We start from the raw sequence: 17,826 nt of genomic DNA, 5'->3' as shown, positions 1-17,826 counted from the left end.
CATGGCAGGACGTAAGCCCTTCGAGCCGACGGCGGAAGACCGCAGGCTGGTCAAGGCCATGGCCAGCTATGGGGTGCCGCATGAAGCGATCGCTGTGCACGTCATCAATCCGTCGACCGGCAAGCCGATCGACGAGAAATCACTCCGCAAGCACCTGCGCGCGGAACTGGATGCGGGCAACGCCGCCTCGAAGGCTCTGGTTGCTCAGACCGTGTTCCGGCATGCGACCGGTAAGGGACCAGGTGCGGCGTCCGCAGCAATCTTCCTGGCCAAGGTACGCCTCGGCTGGAAGGAGCCGCCCCAGGGCGTCGAGCTGACCGGCAAGGACGGCGGACCGGTCGAACAACGCACCACCGTCGTCGATGAAAAACAGGTCGCAGCCGCCGTCGCCAAGCTCGAGGACGACTATTGACCCTGCGGTCGAGCGCGCCGTCCTGAAGGCGAAGTGCGAGCGCGATCACCTGTTTTTCAGCCGGTACTTCTTCAAGCACCGGCAAGGCATCAAGTTCCGGGTCAACTGGCACCACGTCCTGATTGCGGACACGGTCCAGCGCGTGATCGACGGCGAGCTGAAGAACGTCGTCATCAACGTGCCGCCGGGCTCGTCGAAGACGGAGCTGGTGGCGATCAACCTGATCGCCAGGGGCCTGGCAGTGAACCCGCGCGCGCGGTTCCTGCACATCTCGTACTCGGACGACCTGGCGCTGCTGAACAGCGAGACGGCGCGCGAGATCGTCCAGTCGGACGAGTACCAGGCTCTCTGGCCGCTGACCATCGCGGCAGACGCCAAGTCGAAGAAGCGCTGGAACGTCGTTTCCGAGGGCAAGAAAGCGGGCGGCGTGTACGCGGTCTCGCTCGGCGGCCAGATCACGGGCTTCCGCGCGGGCCACATGGCGGAGGGGTGGCAGGGCGCCATCATCATCGACGACCCGCTGAAGGTCGAGGACGCCTACAGCAAGACGAATCGCGACAAGGCGAACCGCAAGCTGCTGTCGACGGTGAAGAGCCGGAAGGCCAACCCGGACACGCCGATCATCGTGATCATGCAGCGGCTGGCCGAGGAAGACCCGACGGGCTTTATCAAGGCCGGCAAGGTGCCGGGCGACTGGGAGTTCATCGAGATCCCGGCGCTGATCACCGATGAGTATGTCGATCGGCTGCCCGAGCGCGTGCGCGCGCTGGTCGAGCGCGGTGAGACGGACGACGCGGGCCGGTTTAGCTACTGGCCGTACAAGGAGCCGCTCGACGACCTGCTGGCCAGCGAGAAGGCTGACCGCTACGTCTTCAGCGGCCAGTACATGCAGCGCCCGAGCCCGCTGGGCGGCGGGATCATCCAGAGCGGCAAGTTCCAGCGCTACCGCGTGCTGCCGCAGCTGCGCCATCGCCACATCTACGGCGACACGGCGCAGAAGACGGCCGAGCGCAACGACTACAGCGTCTTCGAATGCTGGGGGCTCGGCTACGACAACCGCCTTTACCTGCTGGACCTGATCCGCGGGAAGTGGACGGCGCCGCAGCTCAAGCAGCAGGCGATCGACTTCTGGAACAAGCACCTGGCCGCCGGCAGTGACGCGAACCTGGGTGCGCTGCGGCAGATGTACGTCGAGGACAAGGCGAGCGGTACCGGCCTGATCCAGGATATCCAGGACGAGGGGCGATTCCCGATCGAGGGCATCCCGCGCTCGACCGACAAGCTCACGCGCGTCATGGACGTGGTGAGCTGGATCGATTCCGGCTTCGTCTGCATTCCAGAAGAGGCGCCGTGGGCCAGCGATTTCACGACTGAGTGCGATGCGTTCACCGCGGACGACACGCACATGCACGACGACCAGATCGATCCGATGGTCGACGCGATCAACGACATGCTCGGCGCTGCCCGGGGCCTTTCGGTCTGGGAGAAGCTGGCCGGGTAGCAACGACAGGACGTTTCCCCCATGGCGCGAAAGAACCGGCCCACCTCCCGCCAGCAGCCGGCCGCGCAGCGCACGAACGATTCGTTCGCGAACTTCCAGGCCCGGCTGGGCTGGGGCGCCGAGAACCAGTCGTCCGCGTCTCAGTACACGCTGACCTACCAGAGCCGAAACCGGATCTGGCTGGAAGCCGCGTATCGCGGTTCCTGGATCGTCGGCGCCGCGGTGGATGCGATCCCCGAGGACATGACCCGCAAGGGCATCGAGATGTCCGGCCTGGACCCGGCCGACATCAACAAGATCGAGCGCGACATGACGCGCCTGGCGATCTGGGAATCGCTGTGCGACAACGGGAAGTGGGCCCAGCTCTACGGCGGCTCGATCGCGGTCATGCTGATCGAGGGCCAGGATATGGCGAAGCCCCTGCGCGCCGAAGGGCTCACGAAGGGCCAGTTCAAGGGGCTCGCCGTGCTCGACCGCTGGATGATCGCGCCGCCCGTCGGCGAGGTCGTGAAGGAACTCGGGCCGGATCTCGGCAAGCCCGAGTACTACGACGTCATCGCCGAGTCGGCCGGGCTGCCGCGGGGGCGCATCCACCATTCCCGCGTGCTGCGGATGGATGGCAAGGAGCTGCCGCACTTCCAGCGCATCAGCGAGAACGGGTGGGGCCTGTCGGTGCTCGAGCCGATGTGGGATCGGCTGATCGCGTTCGACAGCGCGACGGTCGGCGTCGGCCAGCTGGTCTACAAAGCTCACCTGCGCGTCATCAGCATCGAGAACCTGCGCGAGATTGTCGCCATGGGCGGCCCGGCGCTGTCCGGCCTGAAGGCGCAGATCGAGTTCACGCGGCTGGCGCAGACGAACGAGGGCATGACCGTCCTCGATGCGAAGGACAAGTTCGAGACGCATCAGTACACCTTCAGCGGCCTGTCGGACGTGCTGATCCAGTTCGCGCAGCAGCTCAGCGGCGCCACCGGCATTCCGCTCACGCGCCTGTTCGGCCAGGCCCCACAGGGCCTGAACGCCACGGGCGAAGGCGAGATGAAGCAGTACCACGAGAAGGTGCACGGGCGGCAGGAACGCTCGCTGCGCAACCCGATGCACCGGCTGCTGGCGGTGATGTCGATGTCGTCGCTCGGCCGGCCGCTGCCGGAAGACTTTGCCTTCGAGTTCCGCAGCCTGCAGGAGATGTCGGAGAAGGAGAAGTCCGAGATCGGCGAGAAGACGACGAATTCCGTCGCCACGGCGGTCGACGCGAACCTGCTCAGCCGCAGCGGCGGCATGAAGGAGCTGAAGGCATCCGCGCCGAACACCGGCATGTTCGGCAGCATCACCGACGAGCAGATCGCCGAGGCCGAGCAGCAGGAGCGGGACGTGCCGCCGCCCGGGCCAGAGCTGGCGTTGCCCGACGTGGGTGCACTGGCGAACACCAAGGACTCGTTCCTTCGCCGATTCTTCACGAAGCGATGATCTTCACCCTCGACCGCAAGCGCAAAGGCAACCCGGTCAACACGCGCGGCGCAGAGAAGCGCTACGGCTCGGCGCTGAAGAAGGTCGCGGCGCAGGTGGGCACGATCATCCAGCCGTTCACGCCCGGCGACCTCAGCCAGGTGCCGACGATCGAGCGCCTGCTGAACGCCTACGCCGACATGCTGCAGCAGTGGGCGACGATGACCGCCAGCAACATGCTGATGGACGTCGCGCTGCGGGATGAGCAGAACTGGAAGGTGCTGGCCCGCGACATGGGCCGGTCGCTGCGGGACGAGATCCGGAACGCGCCTACGGGCGAGGTCATGCGCCAGTTGCTGGCCGAGCAGGTCGACCTGATCCAGAGCATCCCCCGCGAGGCTGCGGTGCGGGTGCACCGGCTCACGCTGGAAGGCATCGAGAACAGCAGCCGGGCCAGCGCGATCGCGGCCGAGATCATGCGCTCGGAAGAGGTCTCCGCGAGCCGGGCGCTGCTGATCGCGCGGACAGAGGTCACGCGCACCGCGACCACGCTGACGCAGGCCCGCGCCACGCACGTCGGGTCGAAGGGATACATCTGGCGCACGGCTGGCGACGGTGACGTGCGGAAGTCCCATCGGGAGATGAACAGCGAGTTCGTCCCCTGGGATGAGCCGCCAGAGCTAGACGGCATGACCGGCCACGCCGGCTGCCTGCCGAATTGCCGGTGCTACGCCGACCCGGTACTGCCGGACTGAATTGATGCGACGGAATTTGCATATCCACATCCACGTGCGTGATGCACAGTGGGAGGAAGAGAAGCACCCGCGCGCCAAGAACGGCCAGTTCGGTGCTGGCGGCGCCGGCGGCGCGCAGGCTGCGAGCGGCGAGCATGCGGTCACGGTCCGCGGCGACGAACTTGGCGACTACACCAGCATGAAGGAGCTGCGGCAGAAGGCGCTGGCACACGCCGAGCAGTTCATCGGGAAGTCGTTCAGCAACCGCGCGACGGGCAACAAGATCCTGGTGACCAAAGCCGGCGTGAAGCACACGGTCTCTGGCGCATCGGACGTGCTGGTGCGCACGGTCCCGGCGATTCCGGCTTTGCTCGAGGAAGCGAAGTTGGTGGCGTCGGCCCCGGACAAGCGCGGGGACGTGAACATCCTGGCGGTGGAGACCTACGAGGCGCCGGTCATGATCGACGGCCAGGCCCACAGGGCGATCTTGACCGTGAAGAAGTACTCGGATGGCCGTCGCTACTACGACCACGGGCTCGTGAAATGAAAAGAGACCGGCGTTTAAGTAAGGTACCTCGCACGCTGCCAGGGCGGGATGGTTTGAACCTCCGTCGGTCTCAGCGGCGATTATAGCGCCGATCTCGCGCCGCGTTTATCTGTGTCGAATCAAGCACTTACCAGCCCGCCCAGCGCGGGCTTTTTTGCGTCTGACCATGACCGCTCCATGCCAATGCGGCCGCTGCCGGCCGAAGACCGCCACCCAGGACGCCGTGAGCGCCTCGGGCTTCTTCACGTCCCAGCAGCTGGGCCCCAAGCAGTCGTTCACGCCTGAAGGCTTCCTGCTGTGCGAAGAGGTGCCGATCGCGCGCATCGGCACGCAGGACTACGCCGAGTTCGAGCTGCCGGGCCTGGTGGGCAAGGACGGCGTGATCGTGGTCGAGCGCACGGCCGACGTCGTGTTCAGCCCGGAGACGATCGCCAGCTTCGCCGGGAAGCCCGTCACGATCAACCACCCGTCGGATGGCGTGACACCGGACAACTGGTCTGCGGTGGCCAAGGGAACTGCCCACAACATCCGGCGCGGCGCCGGCGCGCTGAGCGACTTCCTGCTGGCCGACCTGCTGATCACCGACAAGGGCGCCATTAATGAAGTGCGCACCGGCCAGCTGCTCGAGGTGAGCTGCGGCTACGACTCCGATTACGAGCAAATCGCGCCTGGGCGGGCGCGGCAGGTGACGGTGATGGGAAACCACGTCGCGCTTGTGAAGAACGCCCGCTGTGGCCCCAGTTGTTCGATTGGGGATAGCAAAGCCAACCTGACTGGAGAAAGCGATATGGCAACCAAGAAGAAGCCGGCGCCGTCGAGCCTGCTCGACAAGCTGCGCAAGGCCTTCATGACTCGCGACTCGGAGGCCTTCGAGGCCGCCGCCAACGAGATGACGGGCGACGAAGACGAGTCCGGCGAGCAGCACATCCACATTCACATGCCTGGTGCCGCCGGCGCGGAAGGCGCCACCGTCAAAGACGGCGGGGAGGGCGCTGGCGGTGGTGCCGGTGCCGGCGGCGGCGCTGAGCCCATGGACAAGGTGCTGGGCGCGATCGCCGAACTGGGCGAGGCGGTCAAGGCCATCGGCGACCGCGTCGCGAAGCTCGAAGCCGGCGGCACGGCCACCGGAGACGGAGACGGTGATGGCGAGGATGGCGACGGTGATGGCGACGGGGAAGACGATGGCGCCGGCGAAGGTGGCAAAGGGGCCAAGCCGACCGCCGACAGCGCCGGCCTGCGCGACGAGTTCCAGGACGCGCTCTCGCGCGCCGAGATCCTGGCCCCGGGCGTCCGGCTACCGACCTACGACTCGAAGTCGGACCGCAAGAAGACCGCCGACTCGATCTGCGTGCTGCGCCGCCGCGCGCTGCGCGCCTCGCTGGCGAACGAGAACGCCGACCTGGTCCAATCCGTGACCGGCGGCGCCGACGTCTCTAAGCTGACCTGCGACGCCGCCAAGGTGGTGTTCAACGCGGCGTCCGAGCTCGTCAAGCAGCGCAACAAGATCGCCCTCCAGTCCCGCACCGGCGATGGCCATGGCCAGCAGCCGGCGGAGAAGAAGGACATCAACCAGATCCACGCGGAATTCTGGAAAACCCGGAAGTAAGGAGCCGACATGCCCTCGTTGCAAGCCTATACCTATCGCATGCCGGCGGGCTTCGCCGGTGACCTGCAGCGCGCCGAAGTGGCGACTGTCGAAACGCAGCAGATCGACTCGTCCGCCCCGCCCACTGCCTTCGGCGTCGCCGTGAAGCTGGTGAGCGGCAAGGTGCAGCCGATCAACAGCGGCTCGGACACCGCCGCCGCGGTGTACGGCGTCAACCTGCGCGCCTACCCGATCCAGACCAACGGCAGCGACCCGCTGGGCACCTCGACGCCGCCCGTGGCCGGTCTGACCGACATCCTCAAGCGCGGCTACGTCAACGTGCAACTGAACGGTGCGACTGCCGCGGCGAAGGGCGGCACCGTCTACGTGCGCGTGGCCAATGCCAGCGCCGGCAAGCCGATCGGCGGCTTCGAGGCGGCGGCCGACGGCGCCAACACCGTCGCGATGCCGGCCAGCTGGTACTTCACGGGGCCGGCCGACGCCTACAGCATCACCGAGATCGCGATCAACATCTGATCCTTGGCGCCGGACGGCGCATCAACCAGCCCCGCCGAGGCGGGGTTCTGTTTTTCCGGAGCCAACACATGGATATGTCCGAACTGAAGCACCTGCAGCGCGTCGCCGCGGCAGGCAGCCGCAGCGAGATCGCCGATGCGACTCGCCGCCTGATCCGTGCGCGCACGCACGACGGCATGATGACCTACGACCAGGCCACCATCGACTCGACCGGCGTGTTCCTCGTCGGCCAGCTCGAACGCCTGGACCCGACGCTGAACGAGCCCCTGGTCGAGTACACCTGGTCGCGCGACGTCTACATCCGCCCCGACGTGTCGGCGGCCGACGAGATCGCGTCGTTCACCAACTCGGCCTTCGGCATGAGCGGTGGCATCAACCCGAACGGCCTCAACTGGATCTCGAACGAGGGCAACGCGCTCGCCGGCCCATCGGTCGACATCGGCAAGACGCCGCAGCCGCTGCGCCTGTGGGGTGCCGAGGTCAAGTACACGGTGCACGAACTGGTGAAATCGCAGCGGCTCGGGATGCCGATCGACGCGCAGAAGGTCGAGGCCATGAACCTGAAGCGGAACATGGACATCGACCAGATCGTCTACTACGGCGACTCGCAGCTTGGCTTCACCGGCCTGGTCAACTCCAATTCGGCAGTCGGCAGCGTCTCCAACGTCGGCAACGGCATCGGCGGCACGCCGCAGTGGACGACCAAGACGCCGAGCGAGATCCTGAAGGACGTCAACGAGCTGCTGACCTCTGCCTGGCAGGCCTCCGGCTGGAAGGTGAAGCCGAACCGCCTGATGCTGCCGCCGGCCCAGCTCGGCTATGTCGCGTCGCAGCCGGTCAACACCGCCGCCCAGAAGTCGATTCTGACCTACATCCTCGAGAACAACATCTGCACGCAGCAAGGCGTGCCGCTGGAGATCCTCGAGCTGAAGTGGCTGATCGGCGCCGGCGTCGGCGGCACCCAGGGCCAGCTGGGCACGGTCGACCGCATGGTCGCGTACAACAACGACAAGAAGTACGTGCAGTACCCGATGACGGACCTGCAGCGCACGCCGCTCGAGTACCGCTCGCTGTTCCAGATCACGACCTACTGGAGCCGCCTCGGCCAGATCGAGTGGCGCTATGGCGTGACGGCGGCCTACCGCGACGGGATCTGACATGCCGAAGATCTACATCAAGACCCCGTTCACGCTCACCCACGACGACGGCGCCAAGGTGCATTTCGTCGTCGGTGAGCAGGAAGTCGACCAGGCCCTCGCGGATCACTGGTACGTCAAGGCGCATACCGGCGAGAAGCCGGTAGCCGGGGCGCCGGCGTCGGCCGAGGGCGCCCCCGCGGGCCCCACCGAGGCCGACGGCCTGGCCGAGCACCGCGCGGCGCTCGACGCTGCCGCCCAGGCTCTGGCCAGCCGCGAGCAGGAACTCGACCAGCGCACGGCCGACCTGGCCGCCCGCGATGCGGCGCTCGCCGCGCGCGAGCGTGCCGTCGCCGACCGGGAAGACGCGGCCGACGAGCGCGACGTCACGCTGCTGAACCGTGAGAAGGCGATCGCCGAGCGCGAGCAGGCAGCCGAGAAGGCCACGGCGGAAGCGCCGAAGGCGTCGAAGCAGTCGAAATGAGGGGTATGATGCCCCGAGAGGGGCATCGCCATTCCTGCCATGACACCTGAACAGTTCCGCGCCGACTTCCCGGAGTTCTCCGACACGACGAAGTACCCGAACACGCTCATCCAGATGTGGCTGACCGTGGCGACGTCGCTGGTGAATCCCGTCCGCTGGATGGAACTCACCAATCTGGGGTTGGCGCTCGTCACGGCCCACCACCTGGTGCTGGCGCAGCGGGACGGCGCCACGGCCGACGTGGGCGGCACGCCCGGCGAGGTCAAGGGGCCGACGTCGTCCAAGTCGGTCGACAAGGTGTCGGTCTCCTACGACACGGGCGCCGTGGCGCTGTCGGACGCCGGGTTCTGGAATATGACGTCGTATGGCATCCGGTTCCTCAACTTCGCACGCATGATGGGCGCCGGGGGGCTGCAGCTATGACCGTCAAGATGACCGTCGACAAGCTCGGCGCGGTCATCAAGGCGATCAGCCAGTTGGCCACCAAGGAGGTGCTCGTCGGCGTGCCGCAGGCGAATGCCGAGCGGGACGACGACCAGCCCATCAGCAACGCGGCGATCGGCTACCTGATGGAAACCGGTTCGCCGGCGAACAACATCCAGGCGCGCCCGCACCTGGTGCCCGGCATCCAGGACGTCCAGGACGATGTCGCTCGCCGGCTGCGCAAGGCCGCGACCGCCGCGCTGACCGGCTCGCCGAGCGGTGTCAACGCCGCGCTGAACGCCGCCGGTATGGTCGGACAGCGGGGCGTGCGCGCCAAAATCACCGATGGGCCGTTCTTGCCGCTGGCCGAGTCGACGCTGCGTGCACGCGCGCGGCGTGGCCGGAAGGGCGCTGCGAAGGAACTGGCCAGCCGCGCCGCCGGCAACACCCCGGACAACGCGAACGCGAAGCCGCTGATCGACAGCGGTCAGTACAGGCAGGCCATCACGTACGTGGTCCGCCAGAAGTAACCCGTCACCACTGAAACCTGAGGGCCGCCGCGTGCGGCCCTTTTCCATTGGGCGTTTCCCCGCCGGTCAGCCTCGATCGGCCCCTCGGCCAGTCTCTGGACTGCCGCAGCCACCCCGCACCCCTGATTCCCGAGGACTCAAATGCAACGCTTGATCAATGGCGATCTCGTGGAGGTCAGCGCAGGCCTGAGCTTCTACCCGAGCGGCGCCACGCAGAACCCGCCGACCGCCGGCGCGGCGCTGGCCGTGACCGCCGCGGTCCAGCAGATCAGCCTGCCGGCCACGCTCACGCGCGCCGCGACGGTGCGCATCGTCAACTACGGCACGCAGCCGATCGCCTTCGCGTACGGCACTGCGCCGGGGCTGACCATGGCAAACGGCGTCTTCATGATTCCCAATACGGTCGAGACGTTCTATCTGCCGGCCGGGACGTCGAAGCTCAGCCTGATCGCGCCGGGGCCTGGCTCGACGGTGTATGTCAGCGTGGGGGACGCGCAATGACGATGCGAGCTGCGGTAACCAGCGCCGTTCCAACGGTAGGCCTCGCGGGCGGCGCTATCCAGACCGCCGCTTACACCTGGGCCGCCGGCGACCTGGGCAACTGCCTGATCCTCAACCCGGCCTCCGCCATCTCGCAGGCCCTGCCTACCCCCACGGGGTCGTCCGGCAACTTCGCGAACGGCTGGAACGCCAGCGTGGAGAATGTCTCGGGCAGCGTGGTGACGCTGACCGCGCCCTCGGGCGTGAGCCTGGACGGCGTGAGCAACGGGTCGGTCACGCTCTACCCGAACACCGGGTGTCGATTCTTCACGGACGGCACGAACTGGTACACGACTCGCGGCCTGTCGAACGGCGGCGGCGTTGGACTGAAGGCGCCGGGCGTCCTGTACACATCGTCTGCGGCCAGCACCTTGACGGGAACCACGTCGCAGACGGTCATGGCGACGGTGGTGATACCAGCCAATGCGATCGCTGATGGCGGCAAGTTGGAGGTCGACGGGATCGTGAGTGCAAACACGAGCCCGGCGGGTACACGGCAGTTCACGCTGGCGCTCAACGGCATTTCGTGCCTGACCACGACGCTCGCGACTACAGCATTTGGGTCGTTCCCCTACATGGAGTTCTACCGGCGCGGCACTTCCATGGTGCACGCTACATCCATCGTGCCGGCGACATCCATCACCGCAGGCCTGCAGACGCGCGCCGTAGACCCGACGCAAGCGATCACCCTGACTATGCTCATGCAGTTGGCCAACGCAGCGGACAGCATCACGCTGGACGCTATGACCGTTAAGGTGTTGAACAAATGATTACCGTGCCAGTCGTGATCGTTCAAACCGATTCCGGACCGGTCATCGCGCCGGCCTCGCCGCTTCCAGACAACCGGATCTACACGGTCTGCGACGGCGTGAACTACACCGTCTACGAGCCGGGCGACACCGTGCCGGCGCAGGCGCAGGGGTAATCGACCATGCCGCTACTCGACGTCTCCGATGTCCTGCTGGACCCGGACTTCCTCGACACCACGCTGATCGTGACCCGCAACGCGCAGACGGTGGGCAGTGACGGCATCGCAGTCGACACGCCGATGACCGGCCCCTTCTACGGCGTGGTCACCAGCATGGGCGGCGCCGTCCTGCAGCGCGTGGCGGAAGGCGCACGGATCACCGACACGATCACCATCCACACGCAATTCCAGCTGATCCCGGGCCAGGAAGGGTTCGACGCCGATATGGTGACGTGGTCCGGCCGGCAATGGACGGTGACCAACGTGAACAGCTACAGCTCGTACGGCCGTGGCTTCATCGCCGCGACGTGCACGCTGAAGAAGCTCGCAGGGTGACCCATGAACGACAGTTCCACTGGCGGCTACCTCTCGCCGGCAGCGGTGTCGCCGCCGCTGGAGGATGCCGAACTCGACGCGGTGTTCCAGCAGATGGTCGTCGGCATCACCGGACTGCCCGGCAACATGGTTCGCCCGCGCTGGCAACCGACGGTGCCGAAGCAGCCCGAGCCGTCGGTCAACTGGTGCGCGCTCGGCATCACGGTGCAGACGTCGGACGCCGGCCCGGCGATCTCGCATGATCCGGCCGGCGAGGGTAGCGACACCTCGGTGCGCCATCAGGAGATCGACGTCCTGGCGTCGTTCTACGGCCCCAACGCCAAGCAGTACGCGCAGCAGCTGGTGGACGGCCTCGGCATCCCGCAGAACCTCGAACAGCTCAAGGCCAACGACATGCAGTCGGTCGCTGAGGGCTCGATCCGCGGCGCGCCGGATCTGCTCAGCGAGCAGTGGGTTCGGCGCTATGACGTCGTGCTGAGCTTCCGCCGCAAGATCACGCGCACCTACGCCGTGCTGAACGTCAAGTCCGCCGGTGTGGAGGTGCAGACGCCCACCACCACGGCGCCAGTCAGCGTCACCCCGTAATTCCCGATTCACCCCTTCGACAAGCCCGCCGCGCGCGGGCTTTCTGCATTTGGAGCGGTCCATGCCGAATACTCTGCCGGTCTCGCGGCTTATCAACGTCACGATCAACATGTCGCCGCAGGCGGCCCAGGGCGCGAATCTGAACACGGGCCTCGTGATGGGCGCGTCTTCGGTCATCGACCCGGGCGAGCGGTTCCGGGCCTATGCGTCCGCCGCGGCCGTCGGCACCGACTTCGGTCTGAGTGCGCCGGAATACCAAGCGGCCGCGCTGTACTTCAACCAGACCCCTCAGCCGCAATCGCTGCTGGTGGGCCGCTGGGCGAAGACCGCCACGTCGGCCAAGCTCAAGGGCGGCTTGCTGGCCGCTGCCGCCCAGGCCATGGCGAACTGGACCGTCATCTCGAACGGCGGGTTCAACGTCACGGTCGACGGCACCCTCAAGACCGTCACCGGGCTGGATTTCACCGCGCAGACGAACCTGAACGGCGTGGCGTCCGTGATTTCGACCGCCCTCGGCGCGGCCGCCAGCTGCGTCTGGAACGCGAACTACAGCCGCTTCGAGGTCACCAGCGCGTCGGCCGGCGCCGGCACGGCCGCCGGCGGCACCATCACGCTGACGGGCAATCCGGCCGCCAACGACACGGTTACCATCGGTGGCACGGTCGTCACCTTCGTGAGCGCCAACCCGACCGCCAACCAGGTGCTGCTGGGCACGACCGCCGCGCAGACCGCCGCCAACCTGCAGGCCTTCCTGCAGGCGTCCGCCGACGTCAACCTCAGCAAGGCGCGGTACTCGACGACGCTGGGCGTGGTGACGGTCACCTACGGCGCGCTGGGCACCGCCGGAAACAGCTTCACCCTGGCCAAGTCCTCGACGAACATCACCCTGTCCGGCGCGACGCTGTCCGGCGGCGTGAACGCCTCGACGATCACCTACGCCACGTCGCCGGCAGTGGGCACCGACGTCTCGGCGCTGCTGGGGCTGACCACCGGCGTCGCGTCGGCGCCGGTCAACGGCGTGGCCGCCGAGCAGCCGGTCGACGCGGTGAACGCCATGGTGACCAACTTCGGCCGCCAGTTCCTGGGCATCACGTTCGCCGACACCACGGTCACCAACACGCAGCATCTGGCGGTGGCCGCCTTCGTGGAGGCCGACCAGGCCCACCTGTATGCGGTGACCTCGCAGGAAGCCGCGGCGGTCGACCCGACGCAGACCTCGGACATCGGCTACCTGCTCAAGCAGCTCGGCTACAAGTACAGCTTCCCGCAGTGGTCGAGCACCAGCCCGTACGCGGCCGCGTCGCTGCTGGGCCGTCTGTTGACCGTGAACTTCAACGGCAACCGGACGACCATCACCCTGATGTACAAGACCGAGCCGGGGGTGGTGGCCGAGTCGCTGAACACGACCCAGGCCAACGCCCTGGACGCCAAGAACTACAACTACTACGTCAACTACGACAACAGCACCGCGATCATCCAGAACGGCGTCACGCCGAGCGGGATCTTCATCGACTCGATCTACAACGCGATCTGGTTCCGCAACCGGGTGCAGACCGACCTGTACAACGCGCTGTACACCAGCCCGACGAAGATCCCGCAGACCGATGCTGGCAACCAGGTGCTGGCCACGACCATCGAGTCGTCGTGCGCCGCCGCAGTGAACAACGGCTATCTGGCGGCGGGGGTCTGGAACCAGGCCGGTTTCGGCGCCCTGAACCAGGGCGACACGCTGTCGAAGGGCTACTACGTCTACACGCCGCCGATCTCGTCCCAGTCGACGTCGGACCGCCAGGCCCGCAAGTCCGTCCCGTTCCAGGTCGCAGCCCTGGAAGCCGGCGCGATCCACTCGATCTCGCTGACCGTGAATGTCCAACGCTAAGGTGAACCATGGCCTCGTATAGCTTCAAAGACGTCTCCGCGACGCTCGTCGGCCCGACCGGCGCGATCTCGCTCGGTTACGGGTCCGCCGTCGCCGAGGAGGGCATCGACGTGGCGGCGGCCGGCGACAAGAACACCATGACGGTCGCCGCGGATGGGGAGGGCATGCACAGCCTGCATGCCGACAAGTCCGGCCAGATGACGGTGCGGCTGCTCAAGACCAGCCCGATGAACCAGAAGCTGATGGTCGCTTACGACGCGCAGTCGCTGAGCGCAGCGCTCTGGGGCAAGAACATCATCACGATCTCGAACACCGCGGTGGGCGACCTGCATGTCGCGCGCGAATGCGCCTTCAAGAAGAAGCCCAACATGAAGTACGCCAAGGACGGCGACATCATCGAATGGGTGTTCGACTGCATCAAGATCGACTCGGTGCTTGGCACCTATTGAAAATGGCAAACGAGATCGAACTGAAGGGCGTCCGCTACTCGATCGGGCGCATGGCGGCGATGACGCAATTCCATGTGAGCCGGCGCTTGGCGCCGGTGCTGGCCCCGATCGTCACGGCCTACTTGCAGCTCACCAAGGTCGACGGGCCCTTGAACGAGGCGTTGCCGCAGGTGGTCGCCGACATCCAGCCCGTTCTCGATGTGGTCGCAGCCATGAAGGACGCGGATGTCGAGTACGTGATGAACGCGTGCCTGGCGGTCGTGCAGCGCAACCAGATGAACAACTGGGCACCGGTGTTCGTGCAGGGCGGCGGCGTGATGTTCGACGACATCGAATTGCCGGGGCTGCTGCAGCTCGTCACGAAGGTGCTGGTGGTGAACCTGGGGCCTTTTATGCCAGACCTCGATATGAGCCAGCTGGAGGGTCTGGAGGAGACGCAAGCTGGCTCCGAAGCCTCCCCGGAGAGGAAGACTGGCTCCTGGCTCCAGTCCATGCTGGCCTCTGCCGGTATGAGTCACTGATCGATGGCACGCTCGGCCTCGCCGATGTCGCGCTGATGAACGACTCGCTGCAGGTGAGGGCTGATAACCAGGCGGAAGCCGAACGACGACAGAGAGTGCAGCATGGCCGATAGCAGCACAATCCGCGAGTTCCTGGTCGGCTTGGGATTTCGAATCGACGAGGCCGGCCAGAAGAAGTTCAAGGACGGCGTCGAGGACGCGACCAAGCAGACTGAGAAGCTCGACAAGGCGAATCAGGAGGCCGGCAAGACCATCCTGCGGTTCGGCGCGAGCTTCCTGGCCGTCGGGGCGATGGTCAGTCGCGGCGCCCTGGATTTCGCCGGCAAGCTGGAAGACCTGCACTTCGCTTCCCGCCGTGTTGGCGCCTCGGCCAGCAATCTCCGCGCGATGGCCAATGCCGCCAAGGACGTGGGCGTTTCTGCGAACGAGGCCTTGAGCAGCGTGGAAGGGGTGGCGCGCTTCATGCGCAACAACCCCGGGGGCGAGTCCTTCATCCAGGGCCTGGGGGTACAGACCCGGAAGGCGAACGGTGAGCTGCGCGACACCGTCGACATCGTCAACGACCTCGGCAAGGAGCTGGCGAAGCGCCCGCAGTGGCTGGCGCAGAGCTACGGCAGCGAACTCGGCATCAACGAAACCCATCTGCTGGGCATGCGGAACCCCGAGTACTGGAAGGAGTTCGAGAAGTCGCACGAGAACTTCCAGCGCAGCGGTATCGACAGCCAGTCCGACAAGGCCCACGGCCTGATGAAGCAGTGGCGCGACTTCACGGAGAACATCGAGGGTACGCTCGGCCCCACCGGGAAGTGGGCGGCTGGTACGGGACTCGGCGTGGTCGGCAGCGTGCTTGCCTACTTTGCCGCGAAGTCGGCCGTCCAAAGCGCAGTCGGCGCCGCGCTTGGCGGTTCTGCTGGCACCGGCACCGGTGCTGCGGCGGCTGCGGCCGGCGGCGCGGCCGGAAATGCTGCCGGTGCCGCGGCAAGCGCAGCGGGCGGCACTGCCGCCGGTGGGGCGGCCACAAGCGCCGGCGTCCTGAGCCGGGTGCTGCCGTGGTTCGGCCGACTCTTTGGGGGTGCGGGCCTGATGCTCTATAGCCGCGGCACCAACGAGGGCGAAGCCGAAGAGCTCGCCAAGCGGCGCGACAAGGGCCCCACGATCAGCACTGGTTCGCAGCTGGCGTCATCGGAGTTCGGTCGGCTTATCGCGAAGGGCGAAGGCGACTACAACAGCGTGAACCTGGGCAAGCGCGGAGGGTACCGGGCCGGCACCGCCGACCTGGAGAACATGACCCTGGACGAGGTCATGAAAGCCCAGCGTGAGGGCAGATTCAATGCGGCGGGGCGGTATCAGGTCGTGAAGGACACGCTCCTGGAGGCGGCCAGGAAGATGGGGCTGGGCGGTTCCGAGAAGTTCGGGAAGGAGCTGCAGGACCGCATCTTCGAGTACCTCGTCACGAGCAAACGCAGCGCCATCGGAAACTACCTCACAGGGAAGGGATCGAGCCTAATGGAGGCCATCGGAGCTGCCGCCAAAGAGTGGGCGAGTGTCGCCAATCCCGCGACCGGCCGCAGTTACTACGACGGGGTCGGCAGCAACAAGTCCTCGATCACCGTCGAGCAGATGGAACGAGCGCTTTCGAATACGCGTGCGCTACTCTCGTCTGGAAGGGACATCGCGGCGCGCGAGGTGGGGCTGTTGGCGAGAGACGGGAAACCGCAGACGGTGAAGTTTGAGCAGAAGACTGAGATCAAGGTGATCGGGGCGTCTAATCCGGCGCGCGTGGCTACAGAGGTCGCCCAGCGCCAGGGGGACGTGAACGAGGAACTGTTCCGCAACTTCGAGAGTGCATCGTCATGAGTTTCCTTGACATGGTGCTCGTCACCAGCAAGCAGATCGGAAATATCACGATCACGGTATCGATCGAAGAGACGGCCATCGACGAGCTGGAGGTGACGGAACACCCCGTTGCGCGCGGCGCCCCGATTACGGATCACGCCTTCCGCCGGCCGGCCGAGCTGATCATGCAGTGCGGTTGGTCGAACTCGGACCTGAGAGCGCTGCTCGCCAACACCCAAGTCCAGTTCGCCGGCGGGGCGGCGAATGCCGATTACGTCTCCGGCGTCTACAGCCAGCTGTTGGCGCTGCAGCAGTCGCGCAAGCCCTTCGACGTGGTCACCACCAGGCGCGTGTACAACAACATGCTGCTCACGGGGCTGACCACGGTCACGGATGCCAAGACGTTCGCGGTGCTGATCGTCAAGGCTACGCTGCGCGAAGTAATCATCGTCGATACCGCGGAGACGACGCTTCCGCCGAGCGAGAACCAGGTCAGCCCGGAGAAGACCGCCGAGATGCAGAACGCGGGGACAAAGGCGGCGATTCCTGGGAACCCGGTGCCGGGCGGCGCGGTGCCGTCGACGCAGTGGGGTAGCCCATGAACATCTATGAGGTGCCGCTTTCCCCGACGCCGCAGACATTCCTCATCACGCTGGGCGGCGTGGACTATCGCCTCACGCTGCAATATCGCGCCGTGGGTGATGCTGGCTGGGTGCTGGACATCGCAGACGCGAGCGGCAACCGACTACTGTCAGGGGTGCCGCTGACGACGGGGGCGGACTTGCTCGCGCAGTACCGCTATCTAGGGTTCGCCGGCAGCCTGTGGGTGCAGGGAGCTGAGAGTCCGGACGATGTGCCGACGTTCGATGATCTGGGTGTCGGCAGCCATGTGTTCTGGGTCACCAGTTAGTGCTTCGGCAACACTGGTTCGGCGTTGCATCTGCAATACCCATCATTGGCGCATGCGCAATATCCAGGGTGGCCGTGAGGCGGCGCCTTATGCCAGGAGAATCTCTTGCCATCGTTCTTTTTGCAGATGGGGCAAACATCCCCATCCCCGCATGAACGCCAGATGTACTGCTTTGAGCCGATGGCCAGGGCATTGGCCTTGTCTCTTTCGAAGGCCGCGATGTGATTTTTCCTAACTTCAGTGGCAAAGCGCTGCTGTGCGACTTCGCGTTCTTCTGGGCTCATGCCCTTTGTTCGGGGGCGCTGCACCCTCTTGAGAGCGACGGGAGGGGGTGGTTCGACGGTGCGTTCGCGTTGTCTTCTACTGCGCGCCCGGTGGAGCAGCGCGAGCAGTATGGCCGCAGCCAGAGGGACGACGATCCAATTGCTCAGTAGCGTCATGGCGATCGTGAGGAAAGCTTAGATCAGG

24 protein-coding genes are annotated in these 17,826 nt (G+C 66.2%); 23 read left to right on the top strand and 1 reads right to left on the bottom strand.

Annotated elements, in window-relative coordinates:
• Window position 1: 1 nt before the first annotated feature.
• From BKK79_RS35835 to BKK79_RS35735, 23 genes are all read left to right on the top strand, one after another.
• The gene (locus tag BKK79_RS35835) at window positions 2-412 is read left to right on the top strand and encodes a hypothetical protein (protein ID WP_071040235.1); all 411 of its coding nucleotides are present in this window, start codon (window positions 2-4) and stop codon (window positions 410-412) included.
• Window positions 363-1,913, top strand: coding sequence for a phage terminase large subunit (gene terL / locus BKK79_RS35830; RefSeq protein ID WP_071040234.1), 1,551 nt, complete (start codon window positions 363-365; stop codon window positions 1,911-1,913). Before BKK79_RS35835 ends, terL begins: the two co-directional genes overlap by 50 nt.
• Window positions 1,914-1,934: 21 nt before the next feature.
• Window positions 1,935-3,380 (top strand): DUF1073 domain-containing protein, encoded by a 1,446-nt coding sequence (locus tag BKK79_RS35825; RefSeq protein WP_071040233.1) that lies wholly within the window; start codon window positions 1,935-1,937, stop codon window positions 3,378-3,380.
• The gene (locus BKK79_RS35820; RefSeq protein ID WP_071040232.1) at window positions 3,377-4,114 is read left to right on the top strand and encodes a phage head morphogenesis protein; all 738 of its coding nucleotides are present in this window, start codon (window positions 3,377-3,379) and stop codon (window positions 4,112-4,114) included. The genes BKK79_RS35825 and BKK79_RS35820 overlap by 4 nt, the downstream gene beginning before the upstream one ends.
• A gap of 16 nt (window positions 4,115-4,130) precedes the next feature.
• Complete coding sequence (locus BKK79_RS35815) at window positions 4,131-4,640, top strand: hypothetical protein (RefSeq protein WP_232346406.1); 510 nt, start codon at window positions 4,131-4,133, stop codon at window positions 4,638-4,640.
• 223 nt (window positions 4,641-4,863) lie between these two features.
• On the top strand, window positions 4,864-6,246 hold the full coding sequence (locus BKK79_RS35810) for a DUF2213 domain-containing protein (RefSeq protein WP_232346405.1): 1,383 nt from the start codon (window positions 4,864-4,866) through the stop codon (window positions 6,244-6,246).
• 9 nt (window positions 6,247-6,255) lie between these two features.
• A complete protein-coding gene (locus tag BKK79_RS35805) occupies window positions 6,256-6,762 on the top strand; it encodes a structural cement protein Gp24 (protein ID WP_071040229.1) in 507 nt (168 codons plus the stop codon).
• 68 nt (window positions 6,763-6,830) lie between these two features.
• Complete coding sequence (locus tag BKK79_RS35800; RefSeq protein ID WP_071040228.1) at window positions 6,831-7,919, top strand: DUF2184 domain-containing protein; 1,089 nt, start codon at window positions 6,831-6,833, stop codon at window positions 7,917-7,919.
• Window position 7,920: 1 nt separating this feature from the next.
• Complete coding sequence (locus BKK79_RS35795; protein WP_071040227.1) at window positions 7,921-8,382, top strand: STY1053 family phage-associated protein; 462 nt, start codon at window positions 7,921-7,923, stop codon at window positions 8,380-8,382.
• A gap of 39 nt (window positions 8,383-8,421) precedes the next feature.
• Window positions 8,422-8,805, top strand: a complete 384-nt coding sequence (locus BKK79_RS35790; protein ID WP_071040226.1) for a DUF4054 domain-containing protein — start codon at window positions 8,422-8,424, stop codon at window positions 8,803-8,805.
• Window positions 8,806-8,813: 8 nt separating this feature from the next.
• Entirely contained in the window at window positions 8,814-9,335 is a 522-nt protein-coding gene (locus tag BKK79_RS35785; RefSeq protein ID WP_232346404.1) for a hypothetical protein, read from the top strand.
• A 141-nt stretch (window positions 9,336-9,476) separates the two neighbouring features.
• Window positions 9,477-9,836 carry a hypothetical protein gene (locus tag BKK79_RS35780; RefSeq protein ID WP_071040224.1) on the top strand — a complete coding sequence of 120 codons (360 nt, stop codon included), beginning with the start codon at window positions 9,477-9,479 and terminating at the stop codon, window positions 9,834-9,836.
• Window positions 9,833-10,645, top strand: a complete 813-nt coding sequence (locus tag BKK79_RS35775; protein ID WP_157128608.1) for a hypothetical protein — start codon at window positions 9,833-9,835, stop codon at window positions 10,643-10,645. The genes BKK79_RS35780 and BKK79_RS35775 overlap by 4 nt, the downstream gene beginning before the upstream one ends.
• A complete protein-coding gene (locus BKK79_RS40840) occupies window positions 10,642-10,800 on the top strand; it encodes a hypothetical protein (RefSeq protein WP_157128607.1) in 159 nt (52 codons plus the stop codon). The genes BKK79_RS35775 and BKK79_RS40840 overlap by 4 nt, the downstream gene beginning before the upstream one ends.
• A 6-nt stretch (window positions 10,801-10,806) precedes the next feature.
• A complete protein-coding gene (locus tag BKK79_RS35770; RefSeq protein WP_071040222.1) occupies window positions 10,807-11,178 on the top strand; it encodes a hypothetical protein in 372 nt (123 codons plus the stop codon).
• A 3-nt stretch (window positions 11,179-11,181) separates the two neighbouring features.
• Window positions 11,182-11,763, top strand: coding sequence for a phage neck terminator protein (locus tag BKK79_RS35765; RefSeq protein WP_071040221.1), 582 nt, complete (start codon window positions 11,182-11,184; stop codon window positions 11,761-11,763).
• A gap of 61 nt (window positions 11,764-11,824) precedes the next feature.
• Entirely contained in the window at window positions 11,825-13,642 is a 1,818-nt protein-coding gene (locus BKK79_RS35760) for a DUF3383 domain-containing protein (RefSeq protein WP_071040220.1), read from the top strand.
• 8 nt (window positions 13,643-13,650) lie between these two features.
• Window positions 13,651-14,091 carry a phage structural protein gene (locus tag BKK79_RS35755; RefSeq protein ID WP_071040219.1) on the top strand — a complete coding sequence of 147 codons (441 nt, stop codon included), beginning with the start codon at window positions 13,651-13,653 and terminating at the stop codon, window positions 14,089-14,091.
• Window positions 14,092-14,093: 2 nt separating this feature from the next.
• Window positions 14,094-14,612 (top strand): phage tail assembly chaperone, encoded by a 519-nt coding sequence (locus BKK79_RS40835; protein WP_071040218.1) that lies wholly within the window; start codon window positions 14,094-14,096, stop codon window positions 14,610-14,612.
• The gene (locus BKK79_RS42425) at window positions 14,570-14,725 is read left to right on the top strand and encodes a DUF6889 family protein (protein ID WP_442873312.1); all 156 of its coding nucleotides are present in this window, start codon (window positions 14,570-14,572) and stop codon (window positions 14,723-14,725) included. Before BKK79_RS40835 ends, BKK79_RS42425 begins: the two co-directional genes overlap by 43 nt.
• Window positions 14,715-16,469: a hypothetical protein gene (locus BKK79_RS35745; RefSeq protein WP_071040217.1), complete on the top strand. Its 1,755-nt coding sequence runs from the start codon at window positions 14,715-14,717 to the stop codon at window positions 16,467-16,469. The genes BKK79_RS42425 and BKK79_RS35745 overlap by 11 nt, the downstream gene beginning before the upstream one ends.
• The gene (locus BKK79_RS35740) at window positions 16,466-17,050 is read left to right on the top strand and encodes a phage baseplate protein (protein ID WP_071040216.1); all 585 of its coding nucleotides are present in this window, start codon (window positions 16,466-16,468) and stop codon (window positions 17,048-17,050) included. Before BKK79_RS35745 ends, BKK79_RS35740 begins: the two co-directional genes overlap by 4 nt.
• The gene (locus BKK79_RS35735) at window positions 17,047-17,358 is read left to right on the top strand and encodes a phage baseplate plug family protein (RefSeq protein ID WP_071040215.1); all 312 of its coding nucleotides are present in this window, start codon (window positions 17,047-17,049) and stop codon (window positions 17,356-17,358) included. Before BKK79_RS35740 ends, BKK79_RS35735 begins: the two co-directional genes overlap by 4 nt.
• Here the strand turns inward: BKK79_RS35735 and BKK79_RS42420 are convergent.
• Complete coding sequence (locus BKK79_RS42420) at window positions 17,355-17,642, bottom strand: phage minor head protein (protein WP_198173377.1); 288 nt, start codon at window positions 17,640-17,642, stop codon at window positions 17,355-17,357. The genes BKK79_RS35735 and BKK79_RS42420 overlap by 4 nt on opposite strands.
• Window positions 17,643-17,826 lie beyond the last annotated feature (184 nt).

Origin of the sequence: Cupriavidus sp. USMAA2-4, assembly GCF_001854305.1 — a bacterium.
Lineage (GTDB): Bacteria > Pseudomonadota > Gammaproteobacteria > Burkholderiales > Burkholderiaceae > Cupriavidus > Cupriavidus malaysiensis.
The sequence above is the reverse complement of the archived record's forward strand: the minus strand, read 5'-3'. Positions and strand labels throughout refer to the sequence as shown.

What these genes read in the sequence shown, in the direction of transcription:
- BKK79_RS35835 (WP_071040235.1), top strand. Translation starts at nt 2, where the DNA reads ATGGCAGGACGTAAGCCCTTCGAGCCGACGGCGGAAGACCGCAGGCTG.
- BKK79_RS35820 (WP_071040232.1), top strand. Translation starts at nt 3,377, where the DNA reads ATGATCTTCACCCTCGACCGCAAGCGCAAAGGCAACCCGGTCAACACG.
- BKK79_RS42420 (WP_198173377.1), bottom strand. Translation starts at nt 17,642, where the DNA reads ATGAGCCCAGAAGAACGCGAAGTCGCACAGCAGCGCTTTGCCACTGAA.
- BKK79_RS35780 (WP_071040224.1), top strand. Translation starts at nt 9,477, where the DNA reads ATGCAACGCTTGATCAATGGCGATCTCGTGGAGGTCAGCGCAGGCCTG.
- BKK79_RS35760 (WP_071040220.1), top strand. Translation starts at nt 11,825, where the DNA reads ATGCCGAATACTCTGCCGGTCTCGCGGCTTATCAACGTCACGATCAAC.
- BKK79_RS35775 (WP_157128608.1), top strand. Translation starts at nt 9,833, where the DNA reads ATGACGATGCGAGCTGCGGTAACCAGCGCCGTTCCAACGGTAGGCCTC.
- BKK79_RS35800 (WP_071040228.1), top strand. Translation starts at nt 6,831, where the DNA reads ATGGATATGTCCGAACTGAAGCACCTGCAGCGCGTCGCCGCGGCAGGC.
- BKK79_RS35795 (WP_071040227.1), top strand. Translation starts at nt 7,921, where the DNA reads ATGCCGAAGATCTACATCAAGACCCCGTTCACGCTCACCCACGACGAC.
- BKK79_RS35770 (WP_071040222.1), top strand. Translation starts at nt 10,807, where the DNA reads ATGCCGCTACTCGACGTCTCCGATGTCCTGCTGGACCCGGACTTCCTC.
- BKK79_RS35805 (WP_071040229.1), top strand. Translation starts at nt 6,256, where the DNA reads ATGCCCTCGTTGCAAGCCTATACCTATCGCATGCCGGCGGGCTTCGCC.
- BKK79_RS35740 (WP_071040216.1), top strand. Translation starts at nt 16,466, where the DNA reads ATGAGTTTCCTTGACATGGTGCTCGTCACCAGCAAGCAGATCGGAAAT.
- BKK79_RS35785 (WP_232346404.1), top strand. Translation starts at nt 8,814, where the DNA reads ATGACCGTCGACAAGCTCGGCGCGGTCATCAAGGCGATCAGCCAGTTG.
- BKK79_RS35765 (WP_071040221.1), top strand. Translation starts at nt 11,182, where the DNA reads ATGAACGACAGTTCCACTGGCGGCTACCTCTCGCCGGCAGCGGTGTCG.
- BKK79_RS40840 (WP_157128607.1), top strand. Translation starts at nt 10,642, where the DNA reads ATGATTACCGTGCCAGTCGTGATCGTTCAAACCGATTCCGGACCGGTC.
- BKK79_RS35745 (WP_071040217.1), top strand. Translation starts at nt 14,715, where the DNA reads ATGGCCGATAGCAGCACAATCCGCGAGTTCCTGGTCGGCTTGGGATTT.
- BKK79_RS40835 (WP_071040218.1), top strand. Translation starts at nt 14,094, where the DNA reads ATGGCAAACGAGATCGAACTGAAGGGCGTCCGCTACTCGATCGGGCGC.
- BKK79_RS35755 (WP_071040219.1), top strand. Translation starts at nt 13,651, where the DNA reads ATGGCCTCGTATAGCTTCAAAGACGTCTCCGCGACGCTCGTCGGCCCG.
- terL (WP_071040234.1), top strand. Translation starts at nt 363, where the DNA reads ATGAAAAACAGGTCGCAGCCGCCGTCGCCAAGCTCGAGGACGACTATT.
- BKK79_RS35790 (WP_071040226.1), top strand. Translation starts at nt 8,422, where the DNA reads ATGACACCTGAACAGTTCCGCGCCGACTTCCCGGAGTTCTCCGACACG.
- BKK79_RS35825 (WP_071040233.1), top strand. Translation starts at nt 1,935, where the DNA reads ATGGCGCGAAAGAACCGGCCCACCTCCCGCCAGCAGCCGGCCGCGCAG.
- BKK79_RS35735 (WP_071040215.1), top strand. Translation starts at nt 17,047, where the DNA reads ATGAACATCTATGAGGTGCCGCTTTCCCCGACGCCGCAGACATTCCTC.